Origin of the sequence: Georgenia satyanarayanai (assembly GCF_023715365.1) — a bacterium.
Lineage (GTDB): Bacteria > Actinomycetota > Actinomycetes > Actinomycetales > Actinomycetaceae > Oceanitalea > Oceanitalea satyanarayanai_B.
Genome location: NZ_JAMBNZ010000002.1, coordinates 184539 through 206059, shown reverse-complemented (window position 1 = coordinate 206059; position 21521 = coordinate 184539). Strand labels below are relative to the sequence as shown.

At 70.0% G+C, this 21521-nt stretch carries 19 protein-coding genes and 1 tRNA gene; 14 read left to right on the top strand and 6 right to left on the bottom strand.

Translation table 11 applies throughout. The annotated features are described in order from the left end of the window. Window positions 1-29: 29 nt before the first annotated feature. From M3148_RS03205 to M3148_RS03185, 5 genes are all read left to right on the top strand, one after another. A complete protein-coding gene (locus tag M3148_RS03205; protein ID WP_251303199.1) occupies window positions 30-1346 on the top strand; it encodes a sensor histidine kinase in 1317 nt (438 codons plus the stop codon). Continuing rightward, window positions 1316-2005, top strand: a complete 690-nt coding sequence (locus M3148_RS03200) for a response regulator transcription factor (protein ID WP_306469887.1) — start codon at window positions 1316-1318, stop codon at window positions 2003-2005. The genes M3148_RS03205 and M3148_RS03200 overlap by 31 nt, the downstream gene beginning before the upstream one ends. Before the next feature lie 384 nt (window positions 2006-2389). Beyond that, window positions 2390-3871 (top strand): ribosome biogenesis GTPase Der, encoded by a 1482-nt coding sequence (gene der / locus M3148_RS03195; protein ID WP_440136889.1) that lies wholly within the window; start codon window positions 2390-2392, stop codon window positions 3869-3871. Continuing rightward, window positions 3871-4893: a hypothetical protein gene (locus tag M3148_RS03190; RefSeq protein WP_251303196.1), complete on the top strand. Its 1023-nt coding sequence runs from the start codon at window positions 3871-3873 to the stop codon at window positions 4891-4893. Before der ends, M3148_RS03190 begins: the two co-directional genes overlap by 1 nt. A 95-nt stretch (window positions 4894-4988) precedes the next feature. Next, window positions 4989-5062: transfer RNA gene (locus tag M3148_RS03185), tRNA-Pro, on the top strand. Window positions 5063-5250: 188 nt separating this feature from the next. Here M3148_RS03185 and M3148_RS03180 read toward each other — a convergent pair. The 4 genes from M3148_RS03180 to M3148_RS03165 all read right to left on the bottom strand — a co-directional run bounded on the left by M3148_RS03180 (window position 5251) and on the right by M3148_RS03165 (window position 8134). Continuing rightward, window positions 5251-5847: a hypothetical protein gene (locus M3148_RS03180; RefSeq protein WP_251303195.1), complete on the bottom strand. Its 597-nt coding sequence runs from the start codon at window positions 5845-5847 to the stop codon at window positions 5251-5253. A gap of 121 nt (window positions 5848-5968) precedes the next feature. Continuing rightward, window positions 5969-6775 carry an alpha/beta fold hydrolase gene (locus tag M3148_RS03175; RefSeq protein WP_251303194.1) on the bottom strand — a complete coding sequence of 269 codons (807 nt, stop codon included), beginning with the start codon at window positions 6773-6775 and terminating at the stop codon, window positions 5969-5971. A 25-nt stretch (window positions 6776-6800) separates the two neighbouring features. Then, window positions 6801-7364, bottom strand: coding sequence for a DJ-1/PfpI family protein (locus tag M3148_RS03170; RefSeq protein WP_251303193.1), 564 nt, complete (start codon window positions 7362-7364; stop codon window positions 6801-6803). A 110-nt stretch (window positions 7365-7474) separates the two neighbouring features. Beyond that, window positions 7475-8134 (bottom strand): GntR family transcriptional regulator, encoded by a 660-nt coding sequence (locus M3148_RS03165; RefSeq protein WP_251303192.1) that lies wholly within the window; start codon window positions 8132-8134, stop codon window positions 7475-7477. A 258-nt stretch (window positions 8135-8392) separates the two neighbouring features. On the opposite strand from M3148_RS03165, the gene M3148_RS03160 reads away from it, so the two are divergent. From M3148_RS03160 to M3148_RS03120, 9 genes are all read left to right on the top strand, one after another. Next, a complete protein-coding gene (locus M3148_RS03160; RefSeq protein WP_251303191.1) occupies window positions 8393-9670 on the top strand; it encodes an iron-containing alcohol dehydrogenase in 1278 nt (425 codons plus the stop codon). After that, entirely contained in the window at window positions 9667-11145 is a 1479-nt protein-coding gene (locus M3148_RS03155; RefSeq protein WP_251303190.1) for an NAD-dependent succinate-semialdehyde dehydrogenase, read from the top strand. The genes M3148_RS03160 and M3148_RS03155 overlap by 4 nt, the downstream gene beginning before the upstream one ends. Before the next feature lie 58 nt (window positions 11146-11203). Continuing rightward, window positions 11204-12640 (top strand): extracellular solute-binding protein, encoded by a 1437-nt coding sequence (locus M3148_RS03150; protein ID WP_251303189.1) that lies wholly within the window; start codon window positions 11204-11206, stop codon window positions 12638-12640. A gap of 1 nt (window position 12641) precedes the next feature. Next, window positions 12642-13586, top strand: coding sequence for a carbohydrate ABC transporter permease (locus M3148_RS03145; RefSeq protein ID WP_251303188.1), 945 nt, complete (start codon window positions 12642-12644; stop codon window positions 13584-13586). Further along, window positions 13586-14497, top strand: a complete 912-nt coding sequence (locus M3148_RS03140; protein ID WP_251303187.1) for a carbohydrate ABC transporter permease — start codon at window positions 13586-13588, stop codon at window positions 14495-14497. The genes M3148_RS03145 and M3148_RS03140 overlap by 1 nt, the downstream gene beginning before the upstream one ends. Continuing rightward, window positions 14497-15561 (top strand): ABC transporter ATP-binding protein, encoded by a 1065-nt coding sequence (locus M3148_RS03135; protein ID WP_251303186.1) that lies wholly within the window; start codon window positions 14497-14499, stop codon window positions 15559-15561. The genes M3148_RS03140 and M3148_RS03135 overlap by 1 nt, the downstream gene beginning before the upstream one ends. Beyond that, window positions 15561-16637, top strand: a complete 1077-nt coding sequence (locus M3148_RS03130; protein ID WP_251303185.1) for an ABC transporter ATP-binding protein — start codon at window positions 15561-15563, stop codon at window positions 16635-16637. The genes M3148_RS03135 and M3148_RS03130 overlap by 1 nt, the downstream gene beginning before the upstream one ends. Before the next feature lie 359 nt (window positions 16638-16996). Beyond that, a complete protein-coding gene (locus M3148_RS03125) occupies window positions 16997-18400 on the top strand; it encodes an RNA-directed DNA polymerase (RefSeq protein ID WP_251303184.1) in 1404 nt (467 codons plus the stop codon). Beyond that, on the top strand, window positions 18400-19587 hold the full coding sequence (locus M3148_RS03120) for a hypothetical protein (protein ID WP_251303183.1): 1188 nt from the start codon (window positions 18400-18402) through the stop codon (window positions 19585-19587). The genes M3148_RS03125 and M3148_RS03120 overlap by 1 nt, the downstream gene beginning before the upstream one ends. Window positions 19588-19718: 131 nt before the next feature. On the opposite strand, the gene M3148_RS03115 is transcribed toward M3148_RS03120, so the two are convergent. Further along, window positions 19719-20369 carry a response regulator gene (locus M3148_RS03115; protein ID WP_251303182.1) on the bottom strand — a complete coding sequence of 217 codons (651 nt, stop codon included), beginning with the start codon at window positions 20367-20369 and terminating at the stop codon, window positions 19719-19721. Then, complete coding sequence (locus M3148_RS18255) at window positions 20366-21466, bottom strand: sensor histidine kinase (protein ID WP_251303181.1); 1101 nt, start codon at window positions 21464-21466, stop codon at window positions 20366-20368. Before M3148_RS18255 ends, M3148_RS03115 begins: the two co-directional genes overlap by 4 nt. Window positions 21467-21521 lie beyond the last annotated feature (55 nt).

The following is a 21521-nucleotide window of genomic DNA, read 5'->3' as shown; positions in this document are numbered from 1 at the left end:
TCCTCTCGCGCCGTCCCTAGGGTGGTCCCATGCACCCCCAGGCCCCACCCCTGCCGGTCACCCGGTCGGCAGCACCGCCGGTTCCCCACAGGGTCGGCACGGACGGGCCGCCGTCGTTGCGGCCCTGGTCGCGGATCTGGCGCTACCTCGCCGCCGTCGGCATCGGGCTGGTGCTGTGGCTCGTCGTCTCCGTCGACCTCATCACGGTCGCCGAGACCGACGCGTCCGACGCCGTCGCGGGCCGGGTCGGTGCGGCGATCCTCCTCGACGCTGCGCTCGGCGTCGTCGCCCTGTGCCTGCTGGCGCTGCGGCGCCGCCACCCCCTCCTCACCGCGGTGCTCACCGGGCTGCTCGGGATGGTGTCCGCGGCGTCGCTCGGTGCAGCGGCGGTGGCCGCGGTGTCCGTGTCGACCTGGCGGCGGTGGCAGTGGGTCGTGCCGGTCATGGTGGTGTGGGCGTGGTCGACCGTCGTCTACGAGCTGCTGTGGCGCCCCGCCATCGCGGGCGACGTCATCCCCGCCGGCTACGCCACCCTCTCCGGGGCCTTTGCGATCGCCACGGCCGCCACGTGCTCGGCCACCGGCTACTACGTCGGCGCACGGCGAGAGCTGCTCGTCACCCTCCGGGTGCGTGCGGAGACGGCCGAGCGCGAGCAGGCACTCAAGGCGGAGGCCGCCCGGGAGGCTGAGCGCACCCGCATCGCCCGGGAGATGCACGACGTCCTGGCCCACCGCATCTCGCTCGTGGCGATGCACGCCGGCGCGCTGGCCTACCGCACCGACCTCTCCCCGGAGGAGACCGCGGAGGCCGCGGGTGTCATCCAGAGCAGCGCGCACCTCGCCCTCACCGAGCTGCGCGAGGTGCTCGGCGTGCTGCGCGCCGACGGTGGGCAGGTCAGCGTCGACGGCGGCCGGGCCGAGCCACCGCAGCCGCTGCTCACGCAGGTGCGCGAGCTCGTCGACGGCGCCCGCGTCCAGGTCGAGGCGGCCCTGGACCCGAGCGGCCTGCCGGGCGGGGACCTGCGTGCCGTCGCGGACCTGCCCGCCACTGCCTCACGGACCGCCTACCGCGTGGTCCAGGAGGCGCTGACCAACGCGTGCAAGCACGCCCCCGGGAGCGACGTCGTCGTCCACCTCGCCGGAGGACCGGGCGGGCTGCTCACGATCGAGGTCCACAACGGGCCGCCGGTGTGGGGCCGCCCCGTGCCAGCGGCGCCGGGCGGTGGCTTCGGTCTCGTCGGCCTGGCCGAGCGGGTCGAGCTGGCCGGGGGAGTGCTCGAGCACGCGGCCGGGCCGGGCGGCTCCTTCACCGTGCGATGCTGGCTGCCGTGGGTAGAGAGCAGGTGAGCGCGCCGCGCGTGCGCGTCGTCGTCGTCGACGACGACGCCCTGGTCCGCACCGGTCTGCGGCTCATGCTCGGCGGGAGCGACGTCGTCGAGCTCGTCGGCGAGGCGGGTGACGGGCACGAGGGGCTGACCGTCGTCGAGCGGGAGCGGCCCGACGTCGTCCTCATGGACATCCGCATGCCCGGCCTGGACGGGCTCGCCGCGACGCGTCGGCTCACCGAGCGCGGCTCGAGCGCGCGCGTCATCGTCCTCACGACCTTCGACACCGACGAGATGGTGCTCACGGCCCTGCGTCACGGTGCGGCCGGCTTCCTCCTCAAGGACACCCCGCCAGCGCAGCTGGTCGACGCGGTCGTCCGCGTCGCGCGCGGGGAGCCGATGCTCTCCCCGAGCGTCACGGCCCAGGTCATCACCGCGGCCACGCGCACACCCGACGACACCCGCGAGAAGCACGCCCGTGAGCGGGTTTCCCGGCTCACCGACCGGGAGAGGGAGGTGGCGGTGGCCATCGGCCGCGGGCTGTCCAACGCCGAGATCGCCGCCGAGCTCTACCTCGGGCTGGCGACGGTCAAGACGCACATCGGGCGCCTGTTCACGAAGCTCGAGGCGAGCAACCGGGTGCAGATCGCGCTGTGCGTCCACGACGCCGGCCTCACCTGACCCCCCACCCCCACCCCCATCCCCCGCCCTCCCGCGCCGACAGCCGGATTCCTCTAGAGGATGTGCCCCCCTCCCGCGCCGACAGCCGGATTCCTCTAGAGAATGTGCCCCCTCCCGCGCCGACAGCCGGATTCCTCCGGACGATGGGCCCCATCCGCCTCCGAGAGCCGGATTCCTCAAGCCGGAGTCATCCGGCTCTCGATGGGGTGGGGTGGGGGACCGGAGGATCCGGCTCTCGATGGGGTGGGGTGGGGGACCGGAGAAATCCGGCTCTCGGCGGGCGTGGACGGGGCGGAGGAATCCGGCTCTCGGCGAGGGGCAGGGGAGTCGTGCGCTGCACGACACCCTCCTGGCATTAGCGTCCAGTGGCTCCGACACGCGACAATGGCCGGCGTGAGTGACACCGACGACTTCCCGACCACCCCGGCCGACGACGAGCAGCGCGCCGAGGCCCTGCGCGCCGGCCTGTCCGACTACGTGCTGGACGAGGAGGACGCCGCCCTTCTCGCGTCCGCAGACGGCGCCCGCGCCGAGGACGGACCGGAGGCGCCGCTGCCGGTGCTCGCCGTCGTCGGCCGTCCGAACGTCGGCAAGTCGACGCTCGTCAACCGCGTCCTCGGCCGCCGCGAGGCCGTCGTCCAGGACGTCCCGGGTGTCACCCGCGACCGCGTCAGCTACCCCGCCGAGTGGGCCGGGCGCCGCTTCATGCTCGTCGACACCGGTGGCTGGGAGCACGACGCGGCCGGACTCAACGCGCGCGTCGCCGAGCAGGCCGAGGTCGCCATCGCCATGGCGGACGCCGTGATGTTCATCGTCGACGCGACCGTCGGCCCCACGAGCACCGACGAGCAGGTCGTCCGCATGCTGCGGAAGTCCGGCAAGCCGGTGGTCCTCGTCGCGAACAAGGTCGACTCCCCGGTCCAGGAGTCCGACGCCTCCGCGCTGTGGTCCCTGGGCCTGGGCCAACCGTGGTCGGTGTCCGCGCTCCACGGGCGCGGCTCGGGCGACGTGCTCGACGCCGCGATGGCCGTGCTGCCCGAGGTCTCCGGCGTCGCCTCGCCGCTCCCCGAGGGCGGGCCGCGCCGCGTGGCACTGGTCGGGCGCCCGAACGTCGGCAAGTCCAGCCTCCTCAACGCCATCGCCGGCCGGGACCGCGTCGTCGTCGACTCCGTCGCCGGCACCACGCGCGACCCGGTCGACGAGCTCGTGCTCCTGGGCGACCGGCCGTGGTGGCTCGTCGACACCGCCGGCATCCGCCGTCGCGTCCACCAGACCAAGGGCGCGGACTTCTACGCCTCCCTGCGCACGCAGGCGGCGCTGGAGAAGGCGGAGGTTGCCGTCGTCCTCATCGACTCCTCGGTCCCGCTGACCGAGCAGGACACCCGCGTCATCCAGCAGGTCATCGACGCCGGGCGCGCGCTCGTCATCGCCTACAACAAGTGGGACCTCATGGACGACGACCAGCGCCACCTCCTGGAGCGCGCGGTCGAGCAGGACCTCGTCCAGATCCAGTGGGCGCCGCGCGTCAACATCTCCGCCAAGACCCGCTGGCACGTCGACCGCCTCGTCAAGGCGCTCGACACGGCGCTGGGGGGCTGGGACACCCGCATCTCCACCGGTAAGCTCAACTCCTTCCTCGGTGAGCTCACCGCCGCGAACCCGCACCCGGTGCGCGGTGGCAAGCAGCCGCGCATCCTCTTCGCGACGCAGGCCGACAGCCGCCCGCCGCGCTTCGTCATCTTCGCGACCGGGTTCATCGAGCACGGCTACCGCCGCTTCATCGAGCGCAAGCTGCGCGAGAACTTCGGCTTCGTCGGCACGCCGATCGAGATCAGCGTGCGCGTGCGCGAGAAGCGCCGCCGCTGATGTCCGCGGGGTCCCGCCGGCACGTCCTCCTGCGGTGGGGACTGCCCCGGGACCCGCGCGCCGGTGAGCACGTCCTCGGCTTCGTCCTGACGACGGTCGTGACGATCGTCGTCACCCGCGGCCTTCTCCAGCTCACCGGCTTCCCGCAGGTCGGCGGGGAGACGCTGCACGTCGCGCACGTGCTGTGGGGCGGGCTGTTCATGGCCCTGGCCATGGTGCTCGCGCTGTCCTTCGTCGGGCCTGTCATCCGGCCCCTCGTCGCCTTCCTGGGCGGCATCGGGTTCGGGCTGTTCATCGACGAGGTGGGCAAGTTCCTCACCAACGACAACGACTACTTCTTCCAGCCCGCCCCGATGATCATGTACGTCACGCTCGTCGTGCTCATCGTCCTCGCCGACGTGCTCCACGGGCGCCGTCCGCCGCACCCGAGCGAACAGCTCGCCGCCGCGGCCGACCACGCCGTCGCCGGGCTCGCGGGCGGGCTGAGCCCGCAGCGCCGCGAGGTGGCGCGCGAGCTGCTGCGGCAGGGGAGCGGGGGCCGCGGGGAGGCCGAGGTCGAGGCGCTGCTCGCCGCCGTCCCGGAGGACCACAGCGAGCTGCCCGACCCGCTCGAGCTCGTCACCCGCAAGGTCCGCGGCCTGCTCCGCGGCGTCGTGCGCGGCTCGTGGACGACGGCGGTCGCCGGCGCGCTGCTCGTCCTCGCCCTGGGCGGCGGCGTCGTCGTCATCCTCACCGCCGACGACGGCGCACCGAGCTGGTCCCTGTGGGCGGCGGCCGCGTCGTCGGTGCTCGTCGTCGCGGTGGCGGCGCGCGCGTGGACGCTCCTGGGCCGGGACCGCTACGACGCGTTCCAGTGGCTGCGGCGCGCCTTCACGCTGCAGCTGCTCGTCACCGTGGTGGGGCTCTACCGGATCGACCCGTGGCCCGCCACGGCGGTCATGGCGATCGCCCTGCTCGGGCTGGGCGTGGTCCAGGCCGAGAAGGTGCGTCTGGAGCGGACAGGGCAGGGCGCCGCCCACTGAGTTGGTGGACGTGACGCCGCGCACAGTAGCCTGGCGCAGTTTCGGTTCGGCCGCGTCTCTGGGGTAACCTTCTCTAGGTTCGTTCGCGAGCCAGACGGGCTGTGGCGCAGCTTGGTAGCGCACTTGACTGGGGGTCAAGGGGTCGCAGGTTCAAATCCTGTCAGCCCGACAGAATTGAGCAGGTCAGAGGCTTGATCGGGAGGTTCCGGTCGAGCCTCTTCTGCTATTCGGAATCAGCTCGGGCATCGACCGGGTGCCTGATTCGCGGTCAGCGCCTTCGAGTCACGGACTCCTGACCCGCCGGCAAATTCCCATTCCAGTCCGCACGATGACTGTGTCGCTGGGCGCTCAGGACACTCAACCGCGTATGCCGACCAGGGGTCGAAGCACGTCGGCAAACAGCCACAGAAGAAGCATCCACAGATAGCTGCCCGCGGCCGATACGACGAAAATGTGAAAGGCCGAACGGCGGATCTGCCAGCGCAGGACTCTGGATCTGCGCCGGCGCGGCGTGGGCACTGCGGACGTGGCTTGGACCCAGGCGTCTATGGCATCCGCCAGGTCCAGATACCGACGGTAGGGACGCAGAGCCTGAGGCAGTGACGAGCCGTACGCCGCAGATCCGATACGGCCGCCCCGACGCAGCTCCACCCCGACACCATCGTCGCCGTAGGCTCCTAAGACCTCGGCGGCAGGTACGGCCCGCTCGATGATGACGTCGACGAAGACGAGGTCGCGGTCGCGAACCGCGATGTGCGAGGTCGCAAACAGCAGGTGGAGCCAGACCCACGTCGTGAGGCCGGTGCCCCAGAGCAGGAAGGACCGGCCACCACCATCGATCGAGTCCGTCAGTGACACGAGCGTCGCGATCACGCCGAACACGCACAGCCCGCCGACCCCCACGAGACGCACTTCCAGCGGGGGAGGGCCGATCACCCGTGTTCGCGCGTCCATGACCGGAGTATCGGCGAGACCACCGGGTTCATGACTCCTCTGGACACGTGAGCCACCGAGGCGCAGCGCAGGCCTCGGACTTGGTGCTGCCCACCGTGTCTCCGGTACTCGGGCACGCCCATCAATGGTGCGAGAGGAAGTCCGACAGCAGGCGGAGGAAGTCACGCGGGTGCTCGACCGGCGGCGCGTGCCCGCACCGCCCGAGGACGTGCAGGCGGCCGTCGGCGAGGTGGTCGAGCAGGGGCAGGCTGTCCGGCAGCGGAGTGACACGGTCCTGCGCGCCGTGGACGAGCAGCACCGGCGCGCGGACGGCCGCCAGCATCTGATTCGGCAGAGTGAGGTCCTCGGCCCACCGGGCGCGGGGCGGTGGAAAGATCGCCTCGAACGCCTCCTGCCCGGCCTGCATCGCGGCGGTGCGGGCAGCGACCGCTGACTCCGTGACCAGCGACGGGTCCAGCAGGAGGCGGCTGAGCATGTCCCGCGCCCCGTCCTCGGTGGCGGGAGCGGCCCACACCGCGTCGAGCTCGGCCGAGAGCGGTGCTCCCGGCGCTCCCATGGTGGACACCGGCACGACGTGGGTGACCTGCTCCGGACGCATGGCCGCCAGGGCCAGGGCAACCGCACCGCCCATGGAGTGGCCGACGACGGCGAACGAGCGGTGCCCGAGGGCGTCCATCAGTCTGGCGGCCTGCTCGGTCCACACCCGCAGCCCGCCGCGGGAGCCGGGCGGCAGGGGAGTACGGCCGAAGCCCGCGTGGTCGGGAGCCACGAGGTGCCACGATGCGCCGAGGGCCTCGATGGCCGCCGCCCAGGCTCCGGACCCGGTGGTCCCGGGTCCGGAGCCGTGCAGGAGGAGCACCGCGGGGCCGGTGCCGCCCTGGACGACGTGGACGGGCGAGCCGTCGACGACGATGGTGCGATCGTCCATCACCGGTCGCCGGCAGTCGCGTCCATCAGGCGTTGACGAGAGAGTTCGAGAAGAGCTCCATCATCGCCCGACCGAACTGCGGCATGTCCGGCCAGCCCCGGCACGACACGAGGTTGCCGTCGACGACGTCGGGCGCGTCGACGACCGTCGCGCCGGCATGCTCCATGTCGCGGGTGATGGGAGGGAAGCACGCGGTCCTGCGGCCCTTGAGCAGCCCGTAGTCCGCCGGCACCTGCGCACCGTGGCACACGAGGGCGATCGGCAGGTTGCGGGCGAAGAAGTGCTCGGTGATGCGCCGCACGTGGTCGTCCACCCGGATCCACTCGGGAGCGCGGCCCCCGGGGATGATGAGGCCGTCGTAGAGATCGACGTCGACGTCCTCCCACAGCACGTCGACCGGCAGCTTGCGGCCGGGCTTCTCGACGTACGCGTCGCAGCCGGGGTCGAACTCGTGGATGACGAGCTGGACGTCACGCATCGACTTGTTCGCGACGTCGACGTCCCATCCGCCCTCCTGTATCCGGTAGTAGGGGTACATCGTGTCCAGCTCTTCGGCGGCATCGCCGGTCAGGAGCAACGCTCTGGGCACCTTGGTTCTCCTCGCACTCAACGTTGGGTGTGGGGTGGTGCTCGGCCGAGTGGTCGAGCAGCCCGGATCCGATCCGATCGGATGCGTAAGGATTGCGCGTCGCCATGCTGTCAGTCAAGACGCGCTGTTGACGACGTGTCCGCGGACCGGGCGTTGTCGAAGAGGTGACGGAACCGGTCGCCCGACCGCAGGATGTGCCGGCGCATGGCGTAGGCCGCCTGGTCCGGGTCTCGAGCCGCGATCGCGGCGAGGATCTCGTCGTGCTCGCTCATCGCGAGATTGGTGACCTGGGTGTCGTAGAGCAGCCGGAACAGGTGCACGTGCGTGTGCAGCCGGGCGAGCGCCTCGCGGACCAGCCGGTTCCCGCCGCTCTTCGCGACGAGATCGTGGAAGGCCGCGTCCCGCAGACCGAAGGCGCCGTACGACTGCGGCCCGTCGCCCTCCTCCAGCTGCGACATCTCCTCGAGCAGCCCGCGCAGCTCCGTGACCTGCGCGGCGGTCGCGCGTTCGGCCGCTCGGCGCGCTGCTGCCGGCTCCAGGAGCAGGCGGATCTCGAGCATGTCGTCGAAGCGCTCACGCGTGATCTGGGGCGGGATCCGGTAGCCGGCGTGGGGCACCCGCACCACCAGCCCGTCGGCCTCCATGCGGTTGAGCGCATCGCGGATCGGCGTCTGCGAGACCCCGAGCTCGCGCGCCAGGGCGTCGATCGTCACGCGGGAGTCCGGGACGATGCGCGACGACATGAGTTGGCGCAGCAGCGTGTCGTGCACCTCGTCGGCAAGTCGTCCGCGGGGTCGCCCGTTCAGCTGAGCGCCGCTGGTCCCACGGTCCCGTCCGATCGTCGCTTCGTCGTCCACAGGGGTGTGCCCCTTTCCACCTCGTTGGGGAGCATGGTTGACAGCGGCTGCTCCGCTGCTCCATGATCTCGGCAATCGGATCGTATAGGAAAGGCACAGCGGCTCTTCCTTCCCCAGGCGCGTACCGGTCGCGCTGGCTCTCTCCTCCCAGAATCTATCCCTGGAGTCTCCATGAGCATGCTCGGTGTCCTGCGTGGGCCTCGACAAGTGGTGTTCGGCGCCGGGCAGCGGCACGCCCTGGGCGCGCTGACCGCCGCTCTCGGCTCCCGCGCCCTCGTCTGCACCGACGCCCGTTTCGGTGCGACGGCGGAGTTCGCCGAGCTGGTCGGGCTGCTCGGGAGCGCCGGCGTCCAGGTGACGGTCTTCGACGAGGTGCTGCCGGACGTCCCGGTGCACCAGGTGAGCCAGTGCGCCGGGCTCGTGCGGCACGCCGCGCCGGACGTCGTCATCGGTATGGGCGGTGGGAGCTGCATCGACCTCGCCAAGGCGGTGGCCGTGGTCCTCACGCACGGTGGCGAGCCGTCGGACTACTACGGCGAGCTGCGGGTCCCCGGTCCGGTGATGCCGGTCGTGGCGCTGCCGACCACCGCCGGGACCGGGTCGGAGGTGACGCCCGTGGCCGTCCTCACCGATCCCGAGCGCGTGAGCAAGGTGGGGATCTCCAGCCCGCACCTCATTCCCCACACGGCCCTGTGCGACCCGGAGCTCACCCTCGGCTGCCCGCCGGCCCTCACGGCGAGCGCAGGCGCCGACGCCCTGTCCCACGGGATCGAGGCCTTCACCGCGGTGCGCCGTCCGGTGACCACCGAGCTGGCGACCGAGCGCGTCTTCGTCGGCAAGAACGAGCTGACGGACTCCTACGCGCTGATGGCCGTCCGGCACGTCGCGAGCAGCCTGCACCGCGCCTGGTCGGACCCGAGCGACATGGGTGCGCGCGAGGCGATGATGCTCGGGGCCACTGCGGGCGGCTTCGCCCTCGGCACGTCCGGCACGGCGGCGGCGCACGCGCTCCAGTACCCGGTCGGTGCCCTGACCCACACCCCGCACGGGATCGGCGTCGGCGTCCTGCTGCCCTACGTCATGGAGTTCAACCGTCCCGCGCGGGTCCCGGAGCTCGCCGCCGTCGCCGTGGCGATGGGCGCGTCCGCGGACGCCTCGGACGAGGACCTCGCCGACACGGCGATCGACAGGGTCGCGGCCCTGCTCGCCTCGGTGGGGATCCCGGCCACCCTCGCGGACCTCGGCCTGCCGGCCGACCGGCTCCGCTGGACGGCCGAGCAGGCGCTGGGCGCCGCACGGCTCGTCGCGAACAACCCGCGACCGCTCGACGCCGACGCCCTGGAAAGAATCGTCCGCGCCGCGTACACCGGCGACCGCGCCGCGCTCCGAGACTCCACCACTCACGGCCCGGCCTCGCCGGACCTCACCACGACAGCAGGTGCCCGATGAGCATCACGATGCACGAGTCCATGCGCCCCGTCCTCGACGCCCTCGACGTCCCGACCGACCTCCTGGTGGCCGGCACGTGGCGCGGCGGCTCCGACGGCGGACGGATCGACGTCCGGGACCCCGCCTCGGGTGCGGTGCTCGCCTCGGTCGCCGACGCCCGCATCCCTGACGCCGAGGCGGCGGTGAACGCCGCGGCGGCCGCGGCGGCCGGGTGGGCGGCCACGGCGCCCCGCGCCCGAGCCGAGCTGCTGCTGCGGGCCTTCACCCTCATGCACGAGCGGAGCGAGGAGCTTGCCCTGCTCATCAGCCTCGAGAACGGCAAGTCCCTGACGGACGCACGGTCCGAGGTGACCTATGCCGCCGAGTTCTTCCGCTGGTACGCCGAGGAGGGCGTGCGCCTGCGCGGCCAGGTGGGCATCTCACCGAGCGGGGCGAACCGGCTGGTCGTCACCCACCAGCCCGTGGGCATCAGCGTACTCATCACCCCGTGGAACTTCCCCGCGGCCATGGCGACCCGGAAGATTGCACCGGCCCTCGCCGCCGGGTGCACCGCGATCCTCAAGCCGGCCACCGAGACGCCGCTGACGGCCCTCGCGGTGGCGGCTCTCCTTCAAGAGGCAGGGCTGCCGGCCGGTGTCCTCAACGTCGTCACGACCACCCAGCCCGGCCCCGTCGTCGGCACGATGCTCACCGACCCCCGGACGCGCATGCTCTCGTTCACCGGGTCGACGGAGGTGGGCCGCCGCCTGCTCCGCACCGCCGCTGACCAGGTCCTCAAGTGCGGGATGGAGCTCGGCGGCAACGCCCCCTTCGTCGTCCTCGCCGACGCCGACCTCGACGCGGCGGTCGAGGGCGCGATGGTCGCCAAGATGCGGAACGGCGGCCAGGCCTGCACCGCCGCCAACCGCTTCTTCGTGCAGGGCGCCGTCCACGACGCCTTCGTGGACGGCCTTGTCGCCCGGATGGCCGCGCTGCGGGTCGGGCCGGGCTCCGAGGAGAGCACCGAGTGCGGGCCCCTCATCAACGAGGACGCCGCCCGCAAGGTCGGCGTGCTCGTCCAGGACGCACTCGCTCGCGGCGCCCGTGCCGTGCTGGGCGGCACGCGGCCCGACGAGTCGGGCTGCTTCTACCCCCCGACAGTGCTCGTCGACGTACCGCCGGACGCCCGCGTCCTGCACGAGGAGATCTTCGGTCCGGTGGCCCCGGTGGTCCGCTTCGAGCAGGAGGAGGAGATGCTGGCCATGGTCAACGACAGCGAGTACGGCCTCGTCAGCTACCTCTACACCGGCGACCTCGGCCGTGGTCTGCGCCTCGCAGAAGGCATCGACAGCGGCATGGTCGGCCTCAACCGCGGGCTCGTCTCCGACCCCGCCGCGCCCTTCGGCGGCACCAAGCAGAGCGGCTTGGGACGCGAGGGGAGCACCGAGGGACTCCTCGAGTTCATGGAGACCCAGTACATCGCGACGTCGTGGTGACGCCGCCACAGCAGCAACGGATCCCCCAACCATCCCGATGCAGGAAGCAGGAGAACTGATGAGCAACGCACAGCGAGACCGACGAAGCTCTCGCCAGGGCCGCAAGGTGAGGGCGGCGGCGGCGACCACGCTGGTCGCCTTCACGCTGGCGGCCTGTGGCAGCGGTGGCGACAACGACGCCGACGCGGACGACGGGAACGGGGACGCCGCCGGACCGGCGGCGCCCGCGACGATCCCCGAGCTCACCGACGAGCCGCTGGACCTGAGCTTCATCTGGTTCGAGTGGCCCCCCGCCCAGCTGCTCGAGGACTTCGCGAACGCGGAGTACACCAAGGAGCGGCCGAACGTGACGGTCAACGTCAACACCGTGCCGAACGCGAACTGGCACGATGCGATGTTCACGCAGTTCGCCGCGCGACAGACCGACTTCGACATCGCGGTCCTCGACTCGCAGCACATCGGCGAGGCCGTGACGAACGGCAGCATCCTCGACATCACCGACTTCATCAACGAGAACATCGAGACCGACGCCTACGACCCGTACCTCCTGGCCGCCTACGGCCAGTACCCCCAGGCCGAGACGGGGCAGCGTGACGAGAGCGCCAGCATGTACGGGCTGCCGCTGCTCGGTGACACCTGGACGATGATCTACCGCAAGGACCTCATCGGCGACGAGCCCCCCGAGACCTGGGACGAGATGATCGAGGTCGCCCGGCAGTGCCAGGAGGACAACCCCGGCATCAGCGGGCTGGCCTTCCACCAGGCCAACGGCTCCGACGCCGCGGCGGTCACCTACAACACCGTCAACGCCTTGTACGGCGGCAATCTCTGGAACCGCGCGGAGGGCCAGATCGAGGGCGTCATCAACGACGAGGCCGGCCAGCGGGCGATGGACATCCTCGTCAACGACATGAAGCCCCTCACCGCGCCCGGCTCCGGCAACTGGTTCATCGACGAGGTCAACGCCGCCGTCGCCCAGGGGAGCGCGTGCATCGCGTTCAACTGGATCGCCGCGAGCGGTGGTCTGCTGGACCCGGCGCAGACGGTGCTCGGCGAGACGCGCGAGGAGATCCTCGAGAAGCTCGGCTTCGCCACCCTGCCGACGCAGGACACGGAGCTCGTGCCGCTCGGCGGCATGGGGATGCACATCTCGGCCTACGCCCCCGATGAGCGGGTGGCCGAGGCGCTCAACTTCATGCGGTGGTTCGAGCAGGAGGACATCCAGAAGAAGTGGGCCGAGGCCGGCGGCGTGCCGTCGCGCACCGACGCCCTGGAGTCCCCCGAGTTCCTCGAGGCCGGACCGTTCAACCAGGTCTACGCCGACTCCGTCTCGCGGCAGCGGGACATGTGGAACGTGCCCGAGTACGCCCGCCTCATCGACATCGAGAACACCAACGTCAACGCGGCCCTCAACGGCGCCAAGGACCCGGAGACGGCGCTGAACGACATCGCCCGGGAGCAGCAGGCCGTGCTGGACGGCGACGGCGGGCTCTGACATGAGCACGACGACGTCGGCCGACGCCCCGGTGCAGGAGGCAGCGTCCCTGCCTCCTGCACCGGGGCGGGCCCCGCGCCTGCGTGACCGCGGACTCGCGCTTGCCTTCATCTCCCCGGCGATGCTGCTGCTGCTCGGGATGTCCGTCTTCCCGCTCCTGTGGGCGCTGTACCTGTCCTTTACGGACTACTCGGCCACGAGCAGCGTGCCCGGCGACTTCGTCGGGTTCGAGAACTACGCCGACGTCCTCACGTCGTCGGAGGTCCACACGCGAGCGGTGACGACGGCGCTCTTCGTGGCCGGTGCGGTGATCCTGCAGACCGTGCTGGGCTTCTCCATCGCCTACCTCATCTCGCGCCGGACACGCGGGCGCGGGCTGCTCACTACGCTGTTCCTCATCCCGATGATGCTCTCGCCCGTCGTCGTCGGCCTGTTCTGGCGCTTCATGCTCGACGCGCAGTTCGGCGTGGTCAACAGCATGCTCGTCTCGCTCGGGTTCGAGCCGGTGGAGTGGCTGACCCAGCAGCGGACGGCGCTGTTCTCCCTCATCCTCGTCGACACCTGGCAGTGGACGCCGTTCATCATGCTCATCGCGCTCGCCGGGCTCACGGCGGTGCCGAAGTACCTCTACGAGGCCGCATCCATCGACCGGGCCTCGGAGTGGTTCCGGTTCCGCAACATCACCCTGCCGATGGTGTGGCCGCTGCTCCTCATCGCGGTGATGTTCCGTGCGATCGAGGCCTTCCGCCAGTTCGACCTCGTCTACGTCCTCACGAGCGGCGGACCAGGAGTCTCCACAGAGACGTTGTCCTTCCACGTCTACAAGGTCGCGTTCCTCGGGTTCCGCACCGGGACCGCCTCGGCCTACGGGATCCTCATGGTCATCGTCGTCATCGTGCTGGCGCAGCTCTACCTGCGCTACCTCAACAAGCTCAAGGAGGGCTGATGGCCATCTCCGTCGACGACGCCGTCCCCGGCCCCGTCGCCCGCAGCTCAGCCCGCGCCCGCCGCGGGAGCACCGGCAGGATCCGGTCCGGGATCGAGATCGTGCTCCTGACCGTGCTCATCGGCTCCCTGCTCTTCCCGGTGGTGTGGATGCTCCAGACCTCCATCAAGACCGGTCAGGACATCTACGCCGTGCCGGCGAAGTTCCTCGGCTTCGACGTCACCCTGCAGCACTACAAGGACGTCTTCGTCGCACCCGGCGGAGGGCGCTCGGACCTGTCCGGGTCCTTCCTCAACTCGGTCATCGTGGCCGGGAGCTCGACCGCGCTGGCGACCCTGCTCGGGGTCCCCGCGGCCTGGGCCTACTCGCGCTTCACGCTCAAGGCGAAGAAGGACCAGCTCTTCTTCATCCTGTCCACCCGCTTCATGCCGCCCGTCGTCGTCGTCATCCCGATCTTCCTCATGTACCGCGAGCTCGGGCTCATCGACACCAAGCTCGGTCTCGTCCTCGTCTACACGGCGTTCAACCTGCCGTTCACGATCTGGATGATGAAGGGCTTCGTGGACGAGGTGCCCTCGGAGTACGAGGACGCCGCGATGCTCGACGGCTACACCCGGCTGCAGGCCTTCCGGAAGTTCACCCTGCCCCTGCTCGTCCCGGGCATCGCCGCGACGGCGGTGTTCGCGCTCATCTTCTCCTGGAACGAGTTCGTCTATGCCATCTTCCTCACGTCCAGCCAGGAGGTGCGGACGGCACCACCGGCCATCGCCGGCCTCATCGGAGGCACGACGGTGAACTGGGGCCTGGTCGCCGCGTCGGCGGTCGTCTTCGCGCTGCCGGTCCTCATCTTCGCCTACCTGGTGCGCAAGCACCTCGTCGCCGGTGTGACCCTCGGGGCGGTGAGGCGCTGATGGCGGGCATCGAGGTCACCTCCCTGCACAAGCGGTACCCGGACGGGACCGTGGCGGTCGAGCACGTCGACCTGTCCATCGGTGACGGCGAGCTGTTCGTCATGCTGGGCCCGTCGGGCTGCGGCAAGACGACGACCCTGCGCGCGATGGCCGGCCTGGAGCGCCAGACGTCCGGCGACATCCACATCGGCGACACGCTGGTCAACGACCTGCCGCCCGCCGAACGAGACATCGCCATGGTGTTCCAGTTCTACGCCCTCTACCCGCACCTGAAGACCCGGGACAACCTCGCGTTCCCGCTTCGCGCCGAGGGCATGCCCAAGGCGGAGATCCGCGAACGGGTCGACGAGGCCGCCCGGATGATGCACCTCGGCCCGCTCCTGGACCGCAAGCCGCACCGGCTCTCCGGTGGCGAGCAGCAGCGGGTCGCCCTGGCCCGGGCTCTCGTGCGGCGGCCGCGTGCCTTCCTCATGGACGAGCCGCTCACCAACCTCGACGCGGAGCTGCGCGCCGAGACACGGACCGAGATCAAGCACCTGCAGGCGCAGCTCGGCACGACCATGGTGTACGTCACGCACGACCAGGTCGAGGCGATGTCGCTCGGGCACCGCATCGCCATCCTCAACAAGGGTCGGGTGGAGCAGGTCGGGACGCCGCTGGAGGTCTACGACCGTCCGGCCAGCCTGTTCTGCGCCGCCTTCATCGGCTCCCCGCCGATGAACCTCTTCGAGGTCGAGGTGGCGGACGGTGCGCTGCGGACCCCCGGTGGTCTCGCGCTCGCCCCACCGCCCGGGCTGCGGCGTGACCGCCCGCTCGTGGCCGGCGTGCGGCCCGAGGCGCTGGAGGTCACCCCGGCCGGGACGGGCGGGACGGTGCCGGGACGCGTCGTGTCCGTCGAGGTCCTGGGCGACGAGATCATCTACGTCGTCGCCAGCGGGGGACGGGACGTCCGCGTCCGGATGGCCCCGACCACCCGCTTCGCAGCAGAGGCCCCGGTGGGCCTGCGGCACACCGGCGGGACACCGCCGGTCTACGACTCGAGCACGGAAGAGCTGGTGGCCTGATGGGAACGGTTGCTGCCTACGGGCTGCGCAAGGCCTTCGGAGAGGTACAGGCGCTCGACGGCGTGACGCTGGAGGTGCCGGACGGCTCCTTCTTCGTCGTGCTCGGCCCCTCCGGTGCGGGCAAGACGACGACGCTGCGGGCGATCGCGGGGCTCGAGAAGCTCGACGCCGGCTCGGTGCACCTCGACGGCAGGGACGCGACCGGGGACACCCCGGCCGCGCGCGACCTGGCGATGGTGTTCCAGAGCTACGCCCTCTACCCGCGCAAGACGGTCTTCGAGAACATCGCCTCGCCGCTGCGCGCGCGCAGCGCCTCGACGGACAAGATCACCGCCGCGGTGACGGAGGTCTCGGGACTGCTGCACATCGAGCGGCTGCTCAAGCGGAAGCCCGGCCAGCTCTCGGGCGGTGAGATGCAGCGTGTCGCCCTGGCCCGGGCGCTGGTCCGCAACCCGCGCGCGTTCCTCATGGACGAGCCCCTGACGAACCTCGACCTCAAGCTCCGGGTCGAGATGCGCACCGAGCTCACCCGGATCCACCGCAGCCTCGGCGGGACCTTCGTCTACGTGACCAACGACCAGGTCGAGGCGCTGTCCATGGCCGACCAGGTCGCGGTGCTCCGCGAGGGCACGGTGCAGCAGGTCGGGACCCCGACCGAGGTGTACGACCGCCCGGCGAACCAGTGGGTCGCCGCCTTCGTCGGGAGCCCGCGGATCAGCCTGCTCGCCTGCCACGCGCAGGGGGACCGGCTCGTCGGTGCGGAGGGTTGGACGCTGCCACGGCCGCGGTGGACGACGGCGGAGGACGGCCGTCCGCTGCTGCTCGGCGTGCGCGCCGAGGACCTGTCGGTCGAGTCGCGCGGTGACGCGGCGCTCGGCGGTGAGCTCTACGGACTCGAGCCGCTCGGTGACCGCACCGTGGTCGACGTCAAGGTCGGCAAGGAGATGCTCAAGGTCAAGGCACGGCCGACCGTCACCGGCACGCCGGGCCAGCGCATGTCCGTCACCGTCGACCTGGACCGTGCCCACCTCTTCGACGCGGACACCGGCCTGACGCTGTCGGCGGTGGGCCGGTAGGGCGCCCGTCGCGTCGTTGCACCATCACTATCGCCGAAAGCCTCTCGCATTGGTCGAACGGCGAACCGAGGGCACCCTCGCTCACAGGTCAGGCCTCCGGCCCACACGGCTGGTCGCCCGAGCTCGCCAGAGCCAGTCAGCCGTGGGTATCGGATCTGGCTGTTCGCCACGGAGTCTGCGGCACAGAGCGGACGACCTGTGGCGGGGCGCAAGACCGCGCCTCGCGTCTCGACTGTCCGCACGCAATCGTTCGATTGCTCAGAATCTCCCGCCTGAGAGCCAGGGCTCTGCGCCGCCGCGGACCAGCCGGGCAAGCCTGAGGAGCAAGGCATGTCAGCGCCCACATATAGCATCGACGCATGAGCCCGAACGCGAACCCTCCCGTGGCTGCAGGACGGCGCCTGCAGGTTGACCTCGAGGAAGACCTCGCTACGCGGTGGGTGCCGGACGTCGTGGCGGACATCGACTTGCCGAACCAAGCGCAGCGGCCGACGTTGACGCCACAAGACGTCAGATTCGTGCAGGTGCCTAAGACACGTGGGGAAAGCAGATCCGTGCCGCAACTGTCGGGCGCTGCCCTGGGACAGTTGCATCAGGCAGTGGAGGGTCTACGCGAAGTAGGTCACAGACTTCTCGCGCCGACGGTATGCGGATATCGGGCCGGAGCGGAGGGTCCGGTACATTACAGCAACGAGTACCGCCGATTTCGAATGATGAGCGCGGGCGAAGCGGAAAGCCATGCTTTCGTGGTGATGGCAGACATCGCGGCTTTCTTCGATTCGGTAACGCCCATGGCGCTTGATGTGGCGCGGAGACATGTAGGCGACCTCGCTGCATGGACTCCTGTGACGGAACTACTCAAACAAACTCAGAAATTGGGAGTTAGCGGCCTTCCCGCTGGCTATGGCGACGCTCGGCTCATAGCGAATATGATACTCGCCTATGCCGACTCCCGCCTCAAGGTGCCCTTCACTCGATGGGTGGATGACTATCGGCTCTTTGTCGACTCAAAGTCAGAAGGCTGGGCCGCACTTGAGGACCTCGCGAAAGCGTTGGCCCCGCTCGGGTTGCGGTTAAATCGCGGAAAATCTCGCATTCTAACCCTGGACGAATTTCGCAGGCTCGCCCTGGGTCCTTCTCTGGATAGTGTGTACCACCCCCAAGATGAGTCTCCGGCCGCCGTCAGGGCGAATCTCCGGTCGGTCTTCCTTGATTCAGTCGCAAGGAAAGATCGACGGCTCCTGCGATTCTCCCTGCCGCGACTCGCCAAAGAGCAAGATGATTTTGCACTGAGTTTCGTGCTTGAAAGCTTGTCCCAAGCGCCGCAAATCGACGCGCCAAGAATGGTCGCATACCTGTCGACCTTCAGTGAGAGCCCAGCATTGACTTCACACTTGCCCAGTCTGATCGACGCTCAAGTCGATGACGGTTGGAACTTCCTGCGCATTGTCCCCCTTCTGGCACGGACGGCTAGTACGCCCGCAGTTGTCGATCGCCTTGCGCAACGTCTGGAAGGTACGCGTTCTGCATTGCAATGGGGCAACTTACTCCGGACGCTCGCCATTCATGACGCCACCGAAGCGGTGAAGCGAGAACTTGGACGACTGGGGTCGGGAGTACCAGATGGACGGGCCGCAGCAGTTGTGGCGTGGGAGTTGCAACTCCCAGTTCGGTGCGATTGGGGCGCCGGGGTTGCGCCTGTCATGGATTCATTAGAAGAGGCGCAGGATGCCCCCCTCCCACGCGTGGATTCGCTCCTGTAATGGCCGGCATCGGCGACTTTGGCGCGAGTTCGTTTGACAGCTACGAAGGCATCCGGATCATCATTCCCGGCTTCGTAGTATTCACGGTCGGGTTCGCTGCATACTCCACGGTGGCACCCGGCGACACCGGCCTTATGACGAGCGATGCGCTGCTCACTGTCGCGGCCGCTATTGTCGTCGGCTTAGTATTGTATTTCTGGGACTTTCCCGCACAGTCCGCCGCATATCTCGAGCGCCAGCCGACAGAACACCTCGAGCAGATGTACCCCCACATACAACCGGCTCGGCTGCTGACGAGTTACTTACTGATATTAAACACCAGAATGCCGGCTAATATTCGAAATAGATCTTTGTATATGGGCTCGATGTACAGAATTGGACTCGAGACGATCCTGGCCATGGCTGTGAGTAGCGCAGTGGTCTTCGGTGCTTCATTGTTCGACTATGGCTCTTCGTCGGAAGACGGTATCGGTCTTGCTCGCAATTGGTGTGCTGTGAGCATTTGGTTCACGGTTGCGCTAGGCGTGGTTCTGAATCGGGGCTACGAAAAAAAGTCCGGGGCACGCCTGCAGAAGTTCCGGACAGGCTGGCTAACGCTTCGCGAATCCGTCGCGAGCATCAGGCATCCATCGATGTGGATCTACGGAGCCGGCCTGGTGGCGATTCTTTGCGCACCCGGTGCGGGACGATGGCTGCATTGGTCCCCAGTTGGCGTGAGCGTATGCGCTTCAGGCGGGTTTGCGCTTTCGTTCTTCTACTGGGCACGTCGCTACGTGCGAGGAGACGGAGTGTCTGGCGATGTGCGAAAGCGAAAGCGCCTTCCTCCGCTCGCGGCTGGAGCATTACTCGCCGCGCCCGTAAGCGTCTTGCTGTTGTTCGCTCAGGCCTCGCAACGTTCGATACTAAATGATCTGACCCTGCTATGCGCATGGACCGCCTTAACTAACTTGATGATTATATCCGTCATGATTCGGGGGCATGAGCGCAAGCTGCACGGAGCATACGCGGGTCAGAAGCGTTGGCTGAGAGATTTTCCCGAAGAGTATCTGGATCTAATCCCCGAGGATCCGGTAGGCACGGGCCGCCGGAACGAACCAAGCAAACATCGCGGAGGTCTCACCGTCACGCTCCTCGTGGCCACTCTAGTCGCGAGAAGGATCTTCGCTCGTCGGATAGGTGACCGCTGAACAACCTGTCCAGCCGACGCCCATAAGAACTTGTTACTGGGTGGTCGCACGCATATCCGTAGGCCGAGACCGTCCCCAAGTGTGCCAGTGTGTTGGAACGCCAGCGGAGTCTTGGTGCCCAGCGCCTCAGCTCAGCCCGCCACGCCGCTCCGGTAGGCCCACACCGCCGTCTGCAGCCGGTCGCGGGTACCGAGCTTCGTCGTCGCGCGCCCGAGGTGGGACTTCACGGTGGACGGCTCGACGTAGAGCGCCGCGGCGATCTCCATGTTCGACATGCCTTCCGCGAGCAGCCGGACGATGTCCCGCTCCCGCGGGGTGAGGACGCCGGCCGCCTCGTCCGGGTCGGGGGCCGGCCGGCGGCGGGCGAACTCGGAGATGACGCGGCGGGTCACCGCCTGGTCGATCATGCCCTCGCCCCGCGAGAGCCGGCGGATCGCGTCCGCGACGTCGTCGGGGTCGGAGTCCTTGAGGACAAAGCCGCTCGCACCGGCCTCCAGGGCACCGAAGACGTAGTCGTCGAGGTTGAAGGTCGTCATGACGAGGACGGAGGGCAGGTCGCCGTCGCGCTCGGCGACGATCTGCCGTGTCGCGGTGAGGCCGTCCCCGCCCGGCATCCGCACGTCCATGCACACGACGTCGGGACGGGCGCGGCGCACCATCGTCACCGCCTCGGGGCCGCTCGAGGCCTCACCGACGATCTCGATGTCGCCGGCGTCCTCGAGAAGTACGCGAAACCCCGCGCGCACCACGAGCTGGTCGTCCACCAGCGCGACCCTGATCATCGTTCTCCCTCACTGTCCGTGGCGGGGACGTGCAGCCGCACGCGCCACCCGCCGTCGTCCCTCGCCCCCGCCTCGAGGCTGCCGCCCACCAGCGCCGCACGTTCCCGCATGACGGCCAGCCCGGTGCCGCCGCGGTCGCCCTCCGCCGGCGTGCGCCCGGGCGCGGCTGGGCCGTTGTCGACCTCGAGGGCCACGCCGGCCGGCTCGTGCACCACCCGCACCTCCACGGGCCCGCCCGGCGCGTGCTGCCGCGCGTTCGTCAGCGCCTGCTGCGCCACCCGGTAGACGGAGACGTCGGCGAGCGGGGCCAGCGGCGTCGGCGTGCCCACCTCCTCGACCCGGACGTCGTCACCCAGCTCGCGCGCGGCCCTCACGAGATCCTCCAGGGCGCCGACACCGGGGACCGGGCCGAGGGGGTCGCCCTCGTCTCCGCGCAGCAGCCCGACCATCTGGCGGAGGCTGTCGAGAGTCTCACGGCCCTGGTGGCGCAACCACGCGGCTCCCTCGCGCGCCGCCTGCGGGTCCCGGTCGACGAGGCGCTCGACGGCGGCTGCCTGGACCACCATCCCGGACAGCTGGTGCGCCGCGACGTCGTGCAGCTCCCGGGCGAGCCGGGCGCGCTCGTCCGCGATGGCGCTCTCCACCCGGGCGTCGCGCTCCCGCTCGAGCCGGGCGGCCCTCTCCTGGAGCAGCCACAGCTGCTCCCGGCGCGCCGCGAGGTACAGGCCCGCCAGCACGGAAGCGCCCCACACCAGCAGGGCGGAGGAGACGTGCTGGACGACGGCGTCCGCGCCCGCACCGCGGACCACGGTGACGACGGCGCCGCCCAGGCCCTCGACGAGAGCCGCCCCGCCCGCCACGCTGAGTGCGCGGCGGGCCGGCAGCCGGGTGCCGATGGTGGCGGCGACGACGAACGCCGCGACCGCCCGTAGCGACAGCTCCGGGGACAGGGCGACGAGCGCGAGCTGGGCCGCGACCACCGCCACGAGCGACGCGGCGAGGGCCACCCGCCGGAACGACAGGGCCAGGGACTGGACGACGACGAGGACGAGCAGCCACGGCACCACATCCGCCGGCGGCACCTCCTGCGCCGGCACGACCTCCAGCGTCGCGACGACGTCTCCGGGGCCTCTCCGGGGTAGTACCGGTCGG

Bases quoted from the DNA above. Each gene is read 5' to 3' on its own strand.
- der (WP_440136889.1), top strand. From the start codon at position 2,390: ATGGCCGGCGTGAGTGACACCGACGACTTCCCGACCACCCCGGCCGAC.
- M3148_RS03190 (WP_251303196.1), top strand. From the start codon at position 3,871: ATGTCCGCGGGGTCCCGCCGGCACGTCCTCCTGCGGTGGGGACTGCCC.
- M3148_RS03140 (WP_251303187.1), top strand. From the start codon at position 13,586: ATGGCCATCTCCGTCGACGACGCCGTCCCCGGCCCCGTCGCCCGCAGC.
- M3148_RS03120 (WP_251303183.1), top strand. From the start codon at position 18,400: ATGGCCGGCATCGGCGACTTTGGCGCGAGTTCGTTTGACAGCTACGAA.
- M3148_RS03205 (WP_251303199.1), top strand. From the start codon at position 30: ATGCACCCCCAGGCCCCACCCCTGCCGGTCACCCGGTCGGCAGCACCG.
- M3148_RS03125 (WP_251303184.1), top strand. From the start codon at position 16,997: ATGAGCCCGAACGCGAACCCTCCCGTGGCTGCAGGACGGCGCCTGCAG.
- M3148_RS03175 (WP_251303194.1), bottom strand. From the start codon at position 6,775: ATGGACGATCGCACCATCGTCGTCGACGGCTCGCCCGTCCACGTCGTC.
- M3148_RS03155 (WP_251303190.1), top strand. From the start codon at position 9,667: ATGAGCATCACGATGCACGAGTCCATGCGCCCCGTCCTCGACGCCCTC.
- M3148_RS03145 (WP_251303188.1), top strand. From the start codon at position 12,642: ATGAGCACGACGACGTCGGCCGACGCCCCGGTGCAGGAGGCAGCGTCC.
- M3148_RS03160 (WP_251303191.1), top strand. From the start codon at position 8,393: ATGAGCATGCTCGGTGTCCTGCGTGGGCCTCGACAAGTGGTGTTCGGC.
- M3148_RS03135 (WP_251303186.1), top strand. From the start codon at position 14,497: ATGGCGGGCATCGAGGTCACCTCCCTGCACAAGCGGTACCCGGACGGG.
- M3148_RS03115 (WP_251303182.1), bottom strand. From the start codon at position 20,369: ATGATCAGGGTCGCGCTGGTGGACGACCAGCTCGTGGTGCGCGCGGGG.
- M3148_RS03130 (WP_251303185.1), top strand. From the start codon at position 15,561: ATGGGAACGGTTGCTGCCTACGGGCTGCGCAAGGCCTTCGGAGAGGTA.
- M3148_RS03150 (WP_251303189.1), top strand. From the start codon at position 11,204: ATGAGCAACGCACAGCGAGACCGACGAAGCTCTCGCCAGGGCCGCAAG.
- M3148_RS03180 (WP_251303195.1), bottom strand. From the start codon at position 5,847: ATGGACGCGCGAACACGGGTGATCGGCCCTCCCCCGCTGGAAGTGCGT.
- M3148_RS03200 (WP_306469887.1), top strand. From the start codon at position 1,316: ATGCTGGCTGCCGTGGGTAGAGAGCAGGTGAGCGCGCCGCGCGTGCGC.